The 15,066-nt window shown below is 61.1% G+C and carries 15 protein-coding genes; 8 read left to right on the plus strand and 7 right to left on the minus strand.

Features of this window, described 5'->3' with window-relative positions:
• Window positions 1-75: 75 nt before the first annotated feature.
• The 8 genes from antA to NPS46_RS06910 all read left to right on the plus strand — a co-directional run bounded on the left by antA (window position 76) and on the right by NPS46_RS06910 (window position 7,717).
• Window positions 76-1,464, plus strand: coding sequence for an anthranilate 1,2-dioxygenase large subunit (antA, locus tag NPS46_RS06875; protein ID WP_274105680.1), 1,389 nt, complete (start codon window positions 76-78; stop codon window positions 1,462-1,464).
• A gap of 2 nt (window positions 1,465-1,466) precedes the next feature.
• Window positions 1,467-1,958 (plus strand): anthranilate 1,2-dioxygenase small subunit, encoded by a 492-nt coding sequence (gene antB, locus NPS46_RS06880; protein ID WP_274105681.1) that lies wholly within the window; start codon window positions 1,467-1,469, stop codon window positions 1,956-1,958.
• Between the two features lie 18 nt (window positions 1,959-1,976).
• Window positions 1,977-3,002 carry an anthranilate 1,2-dioxygenase electron transfer component AntC gene (gene antC / locus NPS46_RS06885; protein WP_274105682.1) on the plus strand — a complete coding sequence of 342 codons (1,026 nt, stop codon included), beginning with the start codon at window positions 1,977-1,979 and terminating at the stop codon, window positions 3,000-3,002.
• 117 nt (window positions 3,003-3,119) lie between these two features.
• Entirely contained in the window at window positions 3,120-4,280 is a 1,161-nt protein-coding gene (locus NPS46_RS06890) for an ABC transporter substrate-binding protein (protein ID WP_274105683.1), read from the plus strand.
• 63 nt (window positions 4,281-4,343) lie between these two features.
• Complete coding sequence (locus NPS46_RS06895) at window positions 4,344-5,255, plus strand: branched-chain amino acid ABC transporter permease (RefSeq protein ID WP_274105684.1); 912 nt, start codon at window positions 4,344-4,346, stop codon at window positions 5,253-5,255.
• A gap of 11 nt (window positions 5,256-5,266) precedes the next feature.
• On the plus strand, window positions 5,267-6,292 hold the full coding sequence (locus tag NPS46_RS06900) for a branched-chain amino acid ABC transporter permease (RefSeq protein WP_274105685.1): 1,026 nt from the start codon (window positions 5,267-5,269) through the stop codon (window positions 6,290-6,292).
• Entirely contained in the window at window positions 6,289-7,038 is a 750-nt protein-coding gene (locus NPS46_RS06905; RefSeq protein WP_274105686.1) for an ABC transporter ATP-binding protein, read from the plus strand. Before NPS46_RS06900 ends, NPS46_RS06905 begins: the two co-directional genes overlap by 4 nt.
• Window positions 7,031-7,717, plus strand: a complete 687-nt coding sequence (locus NPS46_RS06910; RefSeq protein ID WP_274105687.1) for an ABC transporter ATP-binding protein — start codon at window positions 7,031-7,033, stop codon at window positions 7,715-7,717. Before NPS46_RS06905 ends, NPS46_RS06910 begins: the two co-directional genes overlap by 8 nt.
• Here the strand turns inward: NPS46_RS06910 and NPS46_RS06915 are convergent.
• The 7 genes from NPS46_RS06915 to NPS46_RS06945 all read right to left on the minus strand — a co-directional run bounded on the left by NPS46_RS06915 (window position 7,702) and on the right by NPS46_RS06945 (window position 14,975).
• Window positions 7,702-9,282, minus strand: coding sequence for a hypothetical protein (locus NPS46_RS06915; protein WP_274105688.1), 1,581 nt, complete (start codon window positions 9,280-9,282; stop codon window positions 7,702-7,704). The genes NPS46_RS06910 and NPS46_RS06915 overlap by 16 nt on opposite strands.
• Before the next feature lie 98 nt (window positions 9,283-9,380).
• Window positions 9,381-9,866: a hypothetical protein gene (locus tag NPS46_RS06920; RefSeq protein WP_274105689.1), complete on the minus strand. Its 486-nt coding sequence runs from the start codon at window positions 9,864-9,866 to the stop codon at window positions 9,381-9,383.
• Between the two features lie 120 nt (window positions 9,867-9,986).
• Window positions 9,987-10,610, minus strand: a complete 624-nt coding sequence (locus tag NPS46_RS06925) for an NIPSNAP family protein (protein WP_274105690.1) — start codon at window positions 10,608-10,610, stop codon at window positions 9,987-9,989.
• Window positions 10,611-10,652: 42 nt separating this feature from the next.
• Window positions 10,653-11,831 (minus strand): alpha-hydroxy acid oxidase, encoded by a 1,179-nt coding sequence (locus NPS46_RS06930; RefSeq protein WP_274105691.1) that lies wholly within the window; start codon window positions 11,829-11,831, stop codon window positions 10,653-10,655.
• Window positions 11,832-11,991: 160 nt separating this feature from the next.
• On the minus strand, window positions 11,992-13,269 hold the full coding sequence (locus NPS46_RS06935) for an OprD family porin (protein WP_274105692.1): 1,278 nt from the start codon (window positions 13,267-13,269) through the stop codon (window positions 11,992-11,994).
• Between the two features lie 225 nt (window positions 13,270-13,494).
• A complete protein-coding gene (locus NPS46_RS06940; RefSeq protein WP_274105693.1) occupies window positions 13,495-13,995 on the minus strand; it encodes a flavin reductase in 501 nt (166 codons plus the stop codon).
• A 20-nt stretch (window positions 13,996-14,015) separates the two neighbouring features.
• Window positions 14,016-14,975 (minus strand): PDR/VanB family oxidoreductase, encoded by a 960-nt coding sequence (locus NPS46_RS06945; RefSeq protein ID WP_274105694.1) that lies wholly within the window; start codon window positions 14,973-14,975, stop codon window positions 14,016-14,018.
• Between the last annotated feature and the right edge of the window lie 91 nt (window positions 14,976-15,066).

Genomic DNA, 15,066 nt, shown 5'->3' on the forward strand with positions numbered 1-15,066 from the left:
GGGCAACTTATTTAATGCCAGCACAACGCACTTACCAGCGACACGAATTCGCCCGATGCAATGAGGTATCGATAAATGAGCAGTGCAAAAAGCGTCGAACAATGGAAAAGCTTTATTGAAGGTTGCTTGGACTTTCGCCCCGCCGAAGGGATCTTCCGAATTGCCCGGGACATGTTTACCGAGCCGGAACTTTTCGACCTGGAAATGGAGTTGATCTTCGAGAAGAACTGGATCTACGCCTGCCATGAGAGCGAAATCGCCAACAAGCACGATTTCATGACCATGCGCGCCGGCCGCCAGCCGATGATCATCACCCGCGATGGCGAAGGCCAACTCAACGCGCTGATCAATGCCTGCCAGCATCGCGGCACCACCCTGACCCGCGTCGGCAAGGGCAACCAGTCGACCTTTACCTGCCCCTTCCACGCCTGGTGCTACAAAAGCGACGGGCGCCTGGTCAAGGTCAAGGCCCCCGGTGAATACCCGGAAGGCTTCGACAAGGCCACCCGCGGGCTGAAAAAGGCCCGGATCGAAAGCTACAAGGGGTTTGTCTTTATCAGCCTCGATGCCAATGGCACCGACAGCCTCCAGGACTTTCTCGGCGACGCCAAAGTGTTCTTCGACATGATGGTCGCCCAGTCGCCGACCGGCGAACTGGAAGTGCTGCCCGGCAAGTCGGCGTACACCTACGACGGCAACTGGAAGCTGCAGAACGAAAACGGCCTCGACGGTTATCACGTCAGCACCGTGCACTACAACTACGTCGCCACCGCCCAGCATCGCCAGCAGGTCAACACCGAAAAAGGCCTGAACAGCGCCGGCAACCTGGACTACAGCAAGCTGGGGGCCGGCGACAACGACACCGATGACGGCTGGTTCTCGTTCAACAATGGCCACAGCGTGCTGTTCAGCGACATGCCCAACCCATCCGTGCGCTCCGGCTACGCGACGATCATGCCGCGCCTGATCGAAGAATATGGCCAGGACAAAGCCGAGTGGATGATGCACCGCCTGCGCAACCTGAACATTTACCCAAGCCTGTTCTTCCTCGATCAGATCAGCTCCCAACTGCGCATTATCCGCCCCGTTGCCTGGAACAAGACCGAGATCGTCAGCCAGTGCCTGGGCGTGAAGAACGAGTCGGACGCCGACCGCGAAAACCGTATCCGCCAGTTCGAGGACTTCTTCAACGTGTCCGGCCTCGGCACACCCGACGACCTGGTGGAGTTTCGCGAAGCCCAGCGCGGTTTCCAGGCCCGCCTGGAGCGCTGGAGCGATATCTCACGCGGCTACGAAAAATGGGTCGACGGCCCGACGCGCAACAGTGAAGCCATCGGTATCGCCCCGGTCCTGACCGGCACCGAAATTACCCATGAAGGGCTGTACGTCAATCAGCACAGCAACTGGCAGAACTTCCTGCTCAAGGGCCTGGATGCCAAAGCCCTGAAACTGCGCGAGGTCTAAGCATGAATCCGCAACTGCAATACCAGATCGAACAGTTTTTCTACCGCAAGTCCGAGCTGTGCGACGCCCAGGACTGGGACGCCTATATCGAGCTCTTTGCCGAGGGCAGCGAATTCCACCTGCCCCAGTGGGACTCCGAACACGTCTACACCCGCGACCCCAAGCGCGAGATGTCGCTGATCTACTACGCCAACCGCTCTGGCCTGGAAGACCGCGTGTTCCGCCTGCGCACCGGCAAGGCCGCCTCGGCCACGCCAATGCCGCGCACCCTGCACCTGGTCAACAACCTGCGGATTGCCCCGCGCGAAGGCGACGGTCTGGAAGTGCGGCTCAACTGGCACACGCTGTTCTACCGCCAGGCCACCTCGGAGCAGTTTTACGGCCGGGCCACCTACTGGCTGGAGCCGGCCGGCGACAGCTGGAAGATCACCCGCAAGCACGTGCTGTTGCTCAACGACACCATCAATTCGGTGCTCGATTTCTATCACCTCTGACGGGCAGGTATGCGGATCATGAGTCACAAGGTCGCGTTCAGTTTTGCCGATGGGAAAACCCTGTTTTTCCCGGTGAAGACCAATGAAATCCTGCTCGATGCGGCACTGCGCAACGGCATCAATATCCCCCTGGACTGCCGCGAAGGTGTCTGCGGCACATGCCAGGGCCGCTGCGAGTCGGGCCAATACAGCCAGGACTATGTGGATGACGAGGCCTTGTCGGCCGACGACCTGCGCCAACGCAAGATGCTGACCTGCCAGACCCGGGTCCAGTCCGATGCGGCGTTCTATTTCGACTTCGCTTCCAGCCTGTGCAACGCCCCGGGTCCCGACCAGCTCAAGGGCATTGTGCGGGCCGTCGAGCAGGTCTCGCCAAACACCGCGATCCTGCACCTGGACGCCGGCGCCGATGGCCAGCAACTGGACTTTCTGCCGGGGCAGTACGCCCGGCTGCAGGTCCCGGGCAGCGTCGGCATGCGTTCCTATTCATTTGCCAACCGGCCCAACGGCAGCAACCAGTTGCAGTTTCTGATTCGCCTGCTGCCCGACGGTTTGATGAGCAACTACATCCGCGAGCGCTGCCTGATCGGCGACGAGATCGTGCTGCAGGCCCCACTTGGTGCGTTCTACCTGCGCCATGTCGACAAGCCGCTGGTGTTCGTCGCCGGCGGCACCGGGCTCTCGGCCTTTCTGGGCATGCTCGACGAACTGGCCGAGCGTGGCGGCTGCGGTCACCCGGTGCACCTGTACTACGGCGTACGCAACGCCGCCGACCTCTGTGAAACCGCGCGCATCGCGGCCTATGCCGAGCGTATCGACGGCTTTCGGTTTATCCCCGTGGTCAGCGATCCGGGCCAGGACTGGAGCGGCAGGCGCGGCTATATCACCGAGCATTTCGACAGCGCCGAATTTCGCGACCAGGCCCTGGACATGTACCTGTGCGGCCCGCCGCCCATGGTCGAGTCGATCAAGCAGTGGCTGGGCGAGCAGGCGCTGGACCAGACCCACCTGTATTACGAGAAATTCACCGAGAGCAACACCTGAACACAGGCAACAGCCAGAACAATATTCCAGAACCGCGAACTCCTTTTACTGCCCTCCACTAACAACCCGTCCACGGCGCCAACCGCGCGGCGTGGACCTCACAAAAAAGGCGGCATGATGAAAACACTACTCGTGGGTGCACTACTGGCGGCGGGTTCCACCGCCACCCTGCTGGCTCAAGCCCAGGAACCGGTCCGTATCGGCTTTATCACCACCCTCTCCACCCCCGCCGGCTACCTGGGCGAAGACTCGCGCGACGGCTTCCAACTGGCCATCGACCAGGAAGGCGGCAAGCTCGGCGGCGTACCGGTCAAGCTGATCGTCGAGGATGACGGCCTGCAACCGGCCAAGGCCAAGCAGATCGTCGACCGCATGAGCCTGGACGGCATCAACCTCTACAGCGGGGTGATCTTCTCCAACGTGCTGGCCGCCGTGGTCAACACGGCGACCCAGGACGGTTTCTACATCAGCAACAACACCGGTCCCTCGAGCCTGGCCGGCAAGCAGTGCAAGCCCAACTACTTCGTCGCCTCCTACCAGAACGACACCATCCACGAGATGGCCGGCAAGGCTGCCAATGACCTGGGCTACAAAAAAATGGTCATCCTCGCCCCCAACTACCAGGGCGGCCGCGATGCCCTGGAAGGCTTCAAGCGCACCTACAAAGGTGAAGTCACGGAGATCTACACCAAGCTCAACCAGCTGGACTTCTCGGTCGAACTGGCCCGCGTACGCTCCCTGGCACCGGATGCGGTCTTCGAATTCCACCCGGGCGGCGCCGGGATCAACTTTGCCAAGCAATACGCCGGCTCCGGCCTGAACAAGACCATCCCGATGGTCGTGCCCGTGTTCTCCATGGACGAGCGCATGCTCGCGGCCACCGGCGACATGGCCAAGGGCATGAATATCGTGAGCCTGTGGAATCCCCAGTCGAGCAATCCGGCCAACCAGGCGTTCGTCAAGGCCTTTACCGACAAGTACAAGCGCGTCCCTACCGTCTATGCCGCACAGACCTACGACACCGCGCGCCTGATCGGCGCTGCGCTGAAGACCGTCGACGGCAACGTCAAGGACCAGGACGCCATGCGCCAGGCCCTGCGTCACGTGAAGTTCGATTCGATCCGCGGTGACTTCGCCTTCGCCAAGAACCAGCACGCCGTCATCGACTGGTACCTGCTGCGCGTCGAGGCCAATGCCGACGGCAAGCTGGTGCAAGTCCCGGTCAGCACCATCGCCCGCTCGCAAGTGGACAGCTTCGCCGCCGAATGCGCCATGTAATCCGGCCCCAGGGTCGCGTGCCCGCCGCCCGAGGCGGCGGGCACTTCTCGTAGGATGTCCAGCATGCTGCTACTTGAACAAATCCTTAATGGCCTGCAATACAGTGCCCTGCTGTTTTTGCTCGCCTCCGGGCTGACACTGATCTTCGGCATCATGGGCGTGATCAACCTCGCCCATGGGGCCTTCTACATGGTCGGCGCGTTCTGCGCCGCCTACACCGCCTCGGTCAGCGGCTCGTTCTGGCTCGCCGGGCTGGCCGCCATTATCGGCTCGGCGCTGTACGGGCTGTTGATCGAAACCAGCATCATGCGCCGGCTCTACAACCGCGATCACCTGGACCAGGTGCTGGCAACCCTGGCCGTGGTGTTTTTCAGCAATGAACTGATCAGCGTGCTCTTCGGCCGCAGCCCCACGGCAATGCCAACGCCCGAGTGGTACGGCAGTTTCGTCGAAGTGCTGCCCGGGCTTATGTACCCGGTCAGCCGCCTGCTGTTTATCGCCGCCGGCATCGTGGTGGCCATCGCCATGTGGCTGCTGATCAACCATACCCGCCTGGGCATGCTGGTCCGCGCCGGCGCCGATGACCATGAAATGGTCGGCGCCCTGGGCGTGAATATCTCGCGCCTGTACACCCTGGTCTTTGTCTTTGGCTGCGTCCTGTGCGGGCTGGCCGGCTTTATGGCAGCACCGCTGCTGTCGGTGGAAATCGGCATGGGCGAACGCGTGCTGATTACCACCTTCGTGGTGATTGTGGTCGGTGGCGTGGGCTCGGTGCGTGGCGCACTGGCCGGGGCCCTGGTGATCGGCATGGTCGACAGCCTGGGTCGCGCCTATATCCCCCAGTTGCTCGACCAACTGCTGCCGGCGCAAATCAGCGGCACCCTGAGCGCCGGGCTGATTTCAGCCAGCGCCTACATCGTCATGGCCGTGGTCCTGCTGTTTCGACCCCGTGGCCTGTTGCCCGCTCGCGCGTAAGGAGAGACCCTATGTCCCGTCGAGTCCTGATCGACCTGCTTTGCCTGGCGACCTTCGCCCTCCTGCCGCTGCTCGCCAGCCTGTTGCACGAACCGTTCCTGGTCAGCCTGTTTACCCGCCTGGCAATCTACGGCATGGCCGCTGCCAGCCTCGACCTGCTGATCGGCTACGGGGCGATGATCAGCTTCGGCCACGCGGCCTTCTTCAGCCTGGGCGGCTATGTGGTCGGGGTGGTGGGTTTCCATACCAGCCAGTTCATGCCGTTGTGGGGCTGGGAAGGCTCCAACAGCGCGCTGATCGTCTGGCCCCTGGCCCTGCTGGTCTGCGCCCTGTTCGCCTTGGTGATCGGCTATCTGTCGCTGCGCACCACAGGGGTGCAGTTCATCATGATCACCCTCGCCTTCGGCCAGATGCTCTACTTCGTCCTCAGTTCGCTGTCGGTGTACGGCGGTGACGACGGCATTCTGATCAATGAACGCAACAGCCTGCCGGGCATGGACATGGGTAACCCGGTGCAGTTCTATTACCTGTGCCTGGGCTTGCTGGTGGCCTGGCTGCTGTTCTGCCGGCGCCTGGTCGGCTCGCGCTTCGGCTTTGTCCTGCGCGGGCTCAAGCAGAGCGAGCGACGCAGCGTCAGCCTGGGCCTGGAGCCGCTGCGCTATCGCTTGAGCGCCTTTGTCATCGCCGGGGTCGGCGGCGGCCTGGCAGGGATTCTGTGGGCCAACTACGCGATGTTCGTCAGCCCCGACATGGGCGCCTGGCAGAAGTCCGGCGAGCTGATGGCCATGGTGATTCTTGGCGGCGTCGGCACCCTGCTCGGCCCGGTCCTGGGCGCGGCGGTGTACCTGGGCCTGGAACAGGTGCTGAGCTTGTGGACCGAGCACTGGCTGCTGCTGTTCGGTCCGCTGCTGTTGCTGGTGGTGCTGTTCGGACGCAAGGGTCTCTACGGGCTGCTGCTCACCCCGTTGCCCCGCTGGCGCAAGGCGCCGGCCGAGGCACGGGTCGTCAATGCCGAAATCAGCGAGGTACGCCCATGACCGCCCAACTGTCCATCCAGGGCCTGGAGAAAGCCTTTGGCGCGATCCAGGCCACCAACGGCGCCAGCTTCGATATCACCCCTGGCGAGCTGCACGCGATCATCGGCCCCAACGGTGCGGGCAAGTCCACGCTGATCGCGCAGATCGCCGGGGAGATTCGCCCGGACCAGGGCCGGATCTTCCTCGCTGGTCGCGATATCACCGACGTGCCCGCCCACCAGCGTCCACGCCTGGGCCTGGCGCGGGCCTTCCAGGTGAGCCAGCTGTACCCTGAGTTCACCCTGCTGGAAAACGTCGCCGTGGCCATTGCCGCTCGCGAAGGCAAGAGCTTTGGCCTGTGGACCCCGCTGGCCAGCGACCGGCGCCTGCTCGACCCGGCGGCGGTCTACCTGGAACGTGTCGGCCTGGGCGGGCGCAGCCACTCGCTGGTCAGCGAATTGTCCCACGGTGAGCGCCGGCAACTGGAAATCGCCCTGGCCCTGGCCCAGGAAGCCTCGGTGCTGCTGCTCGACGAACCCATGGCCGGCATGGGCGCCGAAGAATCGGCCCGCATGACCCAGTTGCTGCTCGAGCTCAAGGGCCGCTACGCGATCCTGCTGGTGGAGCACGACATGGACGCCGTGTTCGCCCTCGCCGACCGGATCACCGTGCTGGTGTACGGCAAGACCATCCTCACCGGCAGCGTCGAGCAGATCCGCAACGACCCGCAAGTGCGCGCCGCCTACCTGGGAGAAGAACATGCTTGAAGTCAGTGGTTTGCAGGCCGGCTACGGCCTGAGCCAGGTGCTGTTCGACATGCACCTGAAGATCGAACAAGGCCAGGTGGTGTCGCTGATCGGCCGCAACGGCATGGGCAAGACCACCACCGTCAAGGCCATCATGGGCTTGCTCAAGCCCAGCGCCGGCAGCGTTCTGGTGCATGGCCGGGAAATGCGCGGTGCCGCCCCCTACCGCATCGCCCAGGCCGGGCTCGGCCTGGTGCCCGAGGGCCGGCGCGGTTTTGGCAGCCTGAGCGTGCGCGAAAACCTGCTGGCCACCGCCACGCGCGGCAAATGGGATCTGGCGCGTATCTACCAGTTGTTTCCACGCCTGCAGGAGCGCCAGGAGCAGCTGTCACGCACGCTGTCCGGCGGCGAGCAGCAAATGATGGTGGTGGCGCGGGCCCTGCTGACCAACCCGCAGTTGCTGATTCTCGATGAAGCTACCGAAGGGTTGGCGCCGATCATTCGCGAAACCATATGGAATTGCCTGGCCAGCCTCAAGGCCGAAGGCGAGACCATCCTGGTGATCGACAAGAACCTCAAGGAAATGGCCCGCGTGGTCGATTGCCATCACATTATCGAAAAGGGCCGCCAGGTCTGGCAGGGCAGCCCGGAACAACTGGCCCAGACGCCGGAACTGTCCCAGCGTTATCTCGGGGTTTGACCAAGAACGGCTGGCCCTGGGGCCGCTACGCGTTCGTCTTCCTGCATGACGCGAGCCAGGGCCACCAGCTCCTCGGGGGCCAGCAATGACCATGACTGGCTCTGGGTCTCGCCTTGGGCCCGCGTCGACAGTTTCAGTTGCTCGCGCAACGTCGCGATCATGAGGCTGACCATGGGCATTGTGCGCTCTCCCAACAACGACGCTCGACGCAACTTATCCACCTCTCCAAAAACGGAACTCAGGCATTTGCCCAGGCTTTCATTTTGCAACTGTTTCAGAACCTGCTCGGTAATCGTACTGTCCAGGCCCTGCAATTGATTACGCAATTGCAACTCCAAATGAGTGTTGAACCGCGCCCGCAGTACATCCTCCGCCACCGCCGGCATGGCTTTGCTTGCTAACTTCCAGCGCGTCTCGGTCTCCCGAAATAAACGCATCAGCGCCACGCTGATATTACCCAGCGCCGTATCACTGCCTTGCGTGCCCGTCGCCAATTCACTCAGGCTCTTCTCAAGACTCGGCGCCTCGATATCACGCGCTTGGTACAGCGACTGCAGCACTTTCAGATCGGCACCGGTTTTGACTCGCTCGCCCAATTCGTTGGGACTGATGGAGCCCTCGCGCATGGCTCTGAGCATCAGCGCAAGATCTAAATGCTTGATCGTGATCGCCGAGGAGTCTTGTTCCACCGATAACGACTTCTTCAGGCTCTCGAACAGTGCCTCATGCTCACTCTCTTCGCCGGTTATATCACCAAGCGGTGCACTCTGGGTTTCGGCGGTTTTATTCGTGGACTCAGGATCGCCCAACAGTTTCAGCACATCGAGAGCTAACTGACTGATATCGGGAGCCAACTGACGAATATCGGCAGCCGCCTGCTCCAGACACGCATCAGCCTCAGCCAGTTCCTGGTCCGCCCCCGCTTTGCCACGCAACTGATCTGGGAGTTGGACCAGTGTCGTAGCGATGCTCCCCGTTGTCCCCCATTGCGAAAACGCAAGCCCCTTCTTATCCTTCGTCGTACCCATAATGTGGTTCAGAATTTTTCCCGCCCGCGCGTTTATGTCTGTATCAGAGTACTTAGTAGACAGCGCCGACAACGCAGTAACTACGCGGCGTAATGCACCATTGCCGGTCGCCAGCACAGCGTGCTTGCTTTCCAGGGTGTTACGGCTGATGCTCAATAAGACTTCAACGTTAGCTTTGCACAAGCCGTCACGCGCACTCTCTAAGATAGCCTTATCTACGATGATCTTATATTGATCGGCGGACATCGCGGCATTGGCGTGCGGGGCAAATGGTGTTGGTGACTCCTTGCCTGGTGCTGACGCCCCCTTGCCGAGCACACTGTAGAACCACTTGGACAGGTCGTTTAATGGCTGAACCAGCCTACAGGCAAGGTCCTTGAGTACATTTCCGGCCTGCTCAAGCTCTTCCTCCAGGCGCTTGGCTATCATCCTGATGATCGGCTCAACCTTGACGAACACCCCCTTAGCAGACTTACTCCCGCTAACGGGGGGCGCATCTGAAACATACGTGGCTTGCTCAAATCCTATTTTGCTCATCACCCGCCTCCACTATTAATGCGCATAGTCCAAGGGGCGAACAGAACATCGGAAAACCCACCCCCCCTGTATCGTAATCAGCGTTCAAACGTTATAGATTACTCTCCAAAAATGACGTCCGAGGCGCTTGTGCGTACTGCTGCCACTCCACCAATACAATCGACCCACCTGTAAAAGCTGACCTCCCCGTTATTAAAATTAACCTTCCCATTACACTTCAAATTCAAGCGCATCCAGTCCCAACTAGAGTCCCACTGTAGCCCATCCCCCTTAGACGCGACTTTTCCCAGCAGCTGGGCTAACCAGTTCTTTACGGTGTCACGCACTGACACAAGGGCCACTTTCATTCGACTTAACAGGCTCTTGCCACTAGATTGCGGATCCTTGGAATATATGCCCGGAAGGTCGGTGTAGGGCAGACTATTGACAGGAAGAGATGGCACCCAAACCAATCTCTTCCTGACCTCTGCCAATGCCTTCTTGGCATCTGTCTCAGATTCGAAACGCTCAAGAACATCCGCCTTCAGATATTTGCTGGTGAGGTAAAACACATAACTACCATCCGCTTCATAGACACCGCACATACCCTTACCCCGATTGAGGTTTTGAGGTTAAGTGCACACTGATCCGGCCGCTATCAGATTGCGTCGAGTTTTTTAATGCATTTTGTAGTGAACCGATTATGCAGACTCGACCACCTGCACCTACTGCAATGGCGAAAAGCTCGCCGGCAAATAAACCGTCGAGTGCATATCGCGCAACTGCGGGCCGGAGTTCTCCGGCGGCCAGACGCCATCCGTCACCGCGCGAGTGCGCACCTCCAGGCGCTGCTCCAACGTGGTGTAGGGCCAGATATGCAGATAACGGGGCAGTTGCCCGTCGGTGGCATAGAAGGCGGCATAGACCGGCGAGAAATCCGCCGCCGTGCGCGGGCCCACGGCTTTTTCCCAGCCCTTGAGGGTCGGCGCCAGCCCGGAAGGCACCAGGTGATAGACCCGTAGCTCGTAGAACGGCCCGTGCGCCCCGGCCGCCAGGGGTTCGAGAAACGGAAACAGCGTGTAGTTCTCGGCACGCATATCGGTCAGGTAGGTTTCGATGCCAAAGGCATCGGCACTGAGCAGATAACGCTCGCGCTCGGCCTGGCGCGTGGCTTCATCGGCAAAGCCGCGCAATACGGCGATCTGGTTCAGCGGGCCGATTTCCGAAGCCCAGCAGCCCATCAGCGCCACGCCTGGCAGACTCTCGGGCAGGCGCTGTTCCAGGCAGGCCATAGCCGTGGCCACGGTCCGCACGCGTACGGTAAAGGTCAGCAACTCAAATAACTGCATAGCATCCTCGGTTCCAGGTGAATTCATCGGGCCAACGGCGGCTTAAGGGCGCCGGGCAAACAGAGCGTTGCGATCCAGGTGATTGAGATGGCTACAGCCCATCAGATTCAAGCTCAGCTTCAACTCATCGCTCAACAGGTCCAGGGCCTTGCCGGCCCCCGCCGTACCGGCCACCGCCACGCCATACAGGGTGGCGCGCCCAAGCAAGACCGCGTCGGCGCCCAGGGCCACGGCCTTGACGATATCGCTGCCCCGGCGAATCCCGCCGTCGAGCAGCAAGCTCAATTTGCCTGCGACCACCGGAGCAATGGCTGCCAGTGCGTCGAGGCTGCTCAAGGCGCCATCGAGCTGGCGGCCGCCGTGGTTGGAGACGACGATACCGTCGAGCCCCAGGGCCAGGGCGGCCTCGACATCCGCCGGGTGCAGCACCCCCTTGAGCAGCAGGCGACCGTCCCAGGCATCGCGCAGGCGGGCGAGCATGTCCCAGTCGAGCAAGGTGTCCATCTGCTTGCCGATAAAGGCCATGGAGCCCAACGCATTGCGCTCGCTTTCGGGCAGATAGGCTTGCAGGTTGCCCATGCCCGGCAACCCCGCCGGCCACATCACTTGCTTGAGCCAGCGCGGATGGCGCAGCACATCGAGTTTGTTGCGCCAGGACAACTGCCGGGGCCGAGCAAAATTGCGTCGGTCCCATTCACGATTGCCCAGCACCATGGCGTCGCTGGTCAGCACCAGGGTCCGGCAGCCCACCGCTGCGGCGCGGTGCAACAGATCGCCTTGGACTTTTGGATCGCGCATCGCATAGAGCTGAAACCATAGATCGACGCCGGGCACCGCGGCCGCGATCTGTTCAAGGGAAACATTGGACGCCGTGCTCAGGGTAAAGGGCAGACCGCGCGTGGTCGCCGCACGGGCCAGATGGATATCGGCATCGCGATGCAACAGCCCGTTGTAGCCGGTCGGGCCGATCAGCATCGGCACCGGCAGCACCCGACCGAACAGGGCACGCCCGGTGTCCGGCACATGGCACGGGACCATGGCCCGGGCATGCAGGCCCCAGGCACTGAAGGCGCGCAGATTGTCGCCCAGGGTCAACTCGGCTTCGGCACCGCCACTGAGGTATTCCCAGGCAAAGTACGGCAACCGCCGACGGGCCATATCCGCCAATTCGGCGATGCTGTGCACGCGACTCAGGTCGGTGCCGGTATGGAAGCGGCGCATAGGCGCTCCTTGGTGCGGGCGGCCAAAACCGCAACGAAAAAAAACCCGGAGGGAGCGCTCCGGGTGAGGAATAAAACGGCTGCCAGGGCTCAGATGCGCGGGCTCTGGCAGCCTGCCCGCGAACCGCTGCCGGTTCGCGAGGTCAAGCACGTGGCCGGGATCAGAACTTCCAGGTGTAGGTCGTGATCAGGCGGTTTTCCTGATAGTCCGCACCGGAGGCCCGACCGCTGCCATAGCGGGTTTTCACGTCGATATTGCGCCATTCAACGCCCAGGTCCTTGAACGGACCGGACTGCACCACATAGCTGAGGTAGAAGTTGCGCTCGCTCTCGACGTTCTGGTCCAGGGCATTGTTGCCACGGTCGATACCGCTGCCGCGCAAGTAGCGCGTCATCAGTTTCAGGCCCGGCAGGCCCCAGCCGGCAAAGTTGTAGTCATAACGCACCTGCCACGAGCTTTCGTTGGGTTTGACAAACCCCACCGTCGACCAGTTGATCAGGTACGGTTGCGGCGCATAGCCGTTGAGTGTCGGGAAGCCGGACTCGCCGAGCATGCGCTGATAACCGACGCCAATGGCATGGGCACCCTTTTTCAGGGTGGTCATGGCACCGTAGGAACGGTTATCGATGTCGCCGTACATGGCCTTGCCGTCTTCCTTGTTATCGAAATAACGCAGGTCGGTTTTCAGGCCATAGCCGCCACCCAGATCCTGAAGATGAGTCAGGCCCAGGTACTGTTGCTGGTAGATATCTTCCAGTTGCCCAAAGAAGTATGTGGCCGACAGGTTTGGGGTAAACGCATACGTCGCACCACCGAAGTTCAAACCGTCGCTGCGGTGTTGAACGTTAGGCCCGTTGAACAGATACATCTTTTCCCGGTTGGAAGATTCACGCGAACTGATTTCGGTGAAGCGCCCGCCCGTCAGGGTCAGGTTATCCACTTCCTTGGATTCGATCTGGAAACCGTGATACGTGGTAATCAACTGCCGCGAGTCATCGATGAAGGCGACTGGCAACATCGGGCGCAGTTCACCGATTTTCAGTTCAGTCTTGTTGTAACGCACTTTCCCCGTCAACGCGGCGCGGCCATAGTCACGCACTTGCTCGCCCTTGCTGGTGTCGTACGGAATGATCGTGTCCGGACCACGGCCACCACCACCATCCAGGCGATAGGCGTACTGCGCCGACAGATCGAGACCGAACTGCAGGGTGCCTTCGGTGTAACCCGAGATGGCCCGGAAGTCGAAACCTTGGGTCCAACTGCCGATCCGCGATTTCGGCGCGTCCGACTGCTTGAAGTCACGGTCGATATAGAAGTTGCGCATACCCAGGCTGACCTGGCTGTCTTTGACAAAGTCGGCGTAGGCCGTCAGTGGCGCGAAGATCCCCATTACCGCCGCAGTGGTGATGCCACGGCTTACCCAGCTCTTCTGAAACATGTAACTTTCCTTCTTTTTTTCCGCACACAGGCACGGCTAGTGGAAGCAGATCAAATCAGCAAAGTGCAACTTTGGCAGTCAATCCGCAGTATTGTTTTTATAACCACTTACTGCAAAAAAGTTGTGACGCGACGCTCCACCAATACAGCGAAAGGCGCATTCTCATTATTTTTATTACGGACACATGGAAAGGCTTACAACAACTAACACGGCAACTTACTAAACTTAGGAAGTGGCTTTTGTGGACTCCCCAAGTTGATGGTAGGCACGATTGAAATACACCAGGCCTTCCTGGCTCTCGCCATTGCGAATGCCCAGCACTTCACAATAGAAAATCGTGTGCGAACCCACTTCATGGGCCTGGGCAATCCGGCAGTCGAAGCTGACCAGCGCTTCGTCGAGCAGCGGCGAACCGCTTTCCAGGGTGCTCCAACTGGCCGCAGAGAAACGCTGCTCGGTGTCCAGGTTGCGATTGGAGAACACCCCGGAAACCTCACGGTGATCAGGGGTCAGCACGTTGACGCTGAGCACGCCGTTGCTCTTGAAATGCACGTTGGAAAACGACGAGCGATTCATGCACACCAGCAATGTCGGCGGCTGATCGGTAACGCTGCACACGGCCGAGGCGGTGAAGCCAAAACGCCCGGCAGGACCGTCGGTGGTGATGATCGAAACCGCCCCACCGAGCATTGCCATCGAGTTACGAAATCCAGTTGTATCGACCATGGTGTTAACCCTCCGGTCTATCAGATATCCAGGACCAGCTTGTTGGACTTGGCCCGCGAGCAGCACACCAGGATCTGGTCATTGGCGGATTTTTCTTCGTCCGTGAGGTAGACATCACGGTGATCCGGTTCGCCTTCGAGCACGTCGCACAGGCACGTGCCGCACACGCCCTGCTCGCACGACACTTCAATCTTGATCCCGACCGCCTCCAGGGCTTCGACGATGCTCTGGCCTTCGGCGACCTGCACGGTCTTGCCGCTGCGCTGGGCCACCACTTCGAAACCGGCGCCGGACGCATCGACTTCAACCTGGAAGTACTCGCGGTGCACATGATCGTCGGCATACCCGGCCTTCAGGGCCTCGGCGATCACCCAGTCCATAAAGCCGGCCGGGCCGCAGACATACACATGCACGCCGGCCTGCGGAGCGCCCAGGACCCGTGGCAGGTCGAGCTTCTGCTCGCTGGCCTCATCATCGAAGTGGGTGTGCAGGCGCGCGGCGAACGCGGCATTGCCCAGTTCATCGAGAAAGGCACTGCGGCTGCGGGAACGGCCGCAGTAGTGCAATTCGAAATCGCTGTCGCGGGCATTGAGCGCGTAGGCCATCGCGACCATGGGCGTAATCCCGATACCGCCACCGATCAGGATCGAACGACGGGCATCGCCGGCCAGCGGGAAGTGGTTGCGCGGCAGGCTGATCTCGATCTCGCGACCTTCGAGCAGCAACTCATGCACCGCCACCGAACCACCGCGCGAAGCCGGGTCCTTGAGCACGCCCAGGCGATAGGCGTCGGCGTTGGCCGGGTCGCCGCACAGCGAGTATTGGCGCACCAGGCCGGTCTTGAGGTGGATATCGACGTGCGCGCCCGCCTCGAAGGCGGGCAGAGGCTGCCCCGACGGATCGCTCAGGTCGAGCACGACAACGCCCTCGCCCTGTTCTTCGCGCTTGCGCACGACGACTTTCAACAGTTGATCGCTCATACAGGAACATCCCGATATCTTGGTAAAGCGGGACCGTTCGAACGGCCCCGCGACTTGCTTGTGTTGTGATCCCTGTGGCCGGCCAAGGGGC

It is taken from the genome of Pseudomonas putida, from assembly GCF_028682395.1.
Classification (GTDB): domain Bacteria; phylum Pseudomonadota; class Gammaproteobacteria; order Pseudomonadales; family Pseudomonadaceae; genus Aquipseudomonas; species Aquipseudomonas putida_AB.